Annotated in this window: 1 protein-coding gene; it reads right to left on the bottom strand. The window is 45.1% G+C overall.

The annotated features are described in order from the left end of the window. Positions 1 to 98: 98 nt before the first annotated feature. A protein-coding gene (locus tag SBI19_RS29330; RefSeq protein ID WP_317973070.1) for an IS1182 family transposase occupies positions 99 to 1,450 on the bottom strand; the annotation gives its coding sequence in 2 pieces (ribosomal slippage) (positions 99 to 883 and positions 883 to 1,450; 1,353 coding nt in all). Positions 1,451 to 1,560: the final 110 nt, after the last annotated feature.

Genomic DNA, 1,560 nt, shown 5'->3' with positions numbered 1-1,560 from the left:
TCAGATTGTAGAGAAACCCACGTTTTTTTTCAAAACGCTGGGTTTCTCTTTGTGTTTAATCGTCTGTTAGTGATGCTTGAAAAAAGGGTTTTACCCCTTCACGCCCTCCGTTCCAGGTGAAGGGCAATCTTTTTCATGTTCTGTACGGCAGCGGTCATCAACGCTTGTTCCATCACGTTGTTTAACCCCCGCAAACGGCAATAGCGAAACCCGTGGAGCTGTTTAGCATCCGCGAAGCTTCGCTCAATCGTTTCTTTTCTCTTCTTGTAAAGCCTTTTACCAGACTTACTTAAACGGTTCTGTCTCACGTTCTCTTTACTGGCTTCCCAAATGTGTCGGGTAACAATTTTTCGTTTGTTGGCTGAACGTGTACACTGCTGCAGCAACGGGCACTCCGCACACAGCTTAGGATCCGACGAGTAGTGTCGGTAGCCGTTTCGGTCTGTTGTTCGGTAAGTCAGTTCTTGTTGCTGAGGACACACATACACATTGCGTTCTGTTTCATAGATAAACTTCCATTTTGGCTGCAGGCCTTGTGTTGGGTGAAACCGTCGATGCGCAATTACACCAAAGATTTTACGGTCTTCTAATCCTTTGCAAATGGGGGTCGTCATATAACCAGAATCTAGCGCAACAGCTTCAACCGCAAATTTAAAACGCTCCCGTTGACGATCTAATCGAGAGAGATAAGGCACTGAATCATGCATATTGCCAGCGGTGACGAAGACATCGGTAATGAGATTGTACTTCACATCAACAGTGCGGTGATCCAGGTAGAAGAAACCTTCCGGCTTGCCTTCTCGGTACATATACCCGCTGTCCGGGTCAGTTGTGCTTATCTTCACTTCCTTGTCTTCGTTCACCTCCTCCCGTGGTTTTAGAGCTTTTTTCCGTGCTCCTTACGATCCGCATCAATTGCAGCATTGAGTTCATTTACATAGTCTCGTGTATTTTGCTGAACTAGTTCTTTGGTGTATTTGTGTTTGTTGGCATTGGCCTTTACATGCGTCGAGTCAGAGATGAGCACACGTCCACCAATCATACGATGTGAAATCGCTTGGAGTACGATCTCATCGAAGATATCTTGGAATACGGAAGTGTCCTTGAACCGAGTTCTGCGATTCCAGCTAATCGTGGTGTGATCCGGAACGCGATCTGTCAGTCCAAGCCCAAGAAACCAACGATAGGCGATGTTGGTTTGAATTTCGCGTTCCAATTGACGCTCTGAACGAATGCCATAGAAATACCCGAGAAAGATCATCTTAAAGAGCACAAGAGGATCAACCGCTGGACGTCCATTATCTTGGCAATAGAGGTGACGTACCTTCTCATCAATAAATGAGAAATCGATATACTTATCGATCTTGCGAAGCATGTGGTCAGCAGGCACGAGATCTTCGATCGACACTAGCTCATAATTCTGTTGTTTGTCTCGATTAGAACGCAACATTAAAGACACCATCCGTTCTTATTAGTTACCAATATTATACCATATTAACGCGGTGTCGTAATAAACTAAATGGACATTAAAAAGGCTGTCGAGACTTTCTCGACAGCCTG

Source organism: Paenibacillus sp. CCS19, assembly GCF_033239625.1.
Lineage (GTDB): Bacteria > Bacillota > Bacilli > Paenibacillales > Paenibacillaceae > Paenibacillus_T.
The sequence above is the reverse complement of the archived record's forward strand: the minus strand, read 5'-3'. Positions and strand labels throughout refer to the sequence as shown.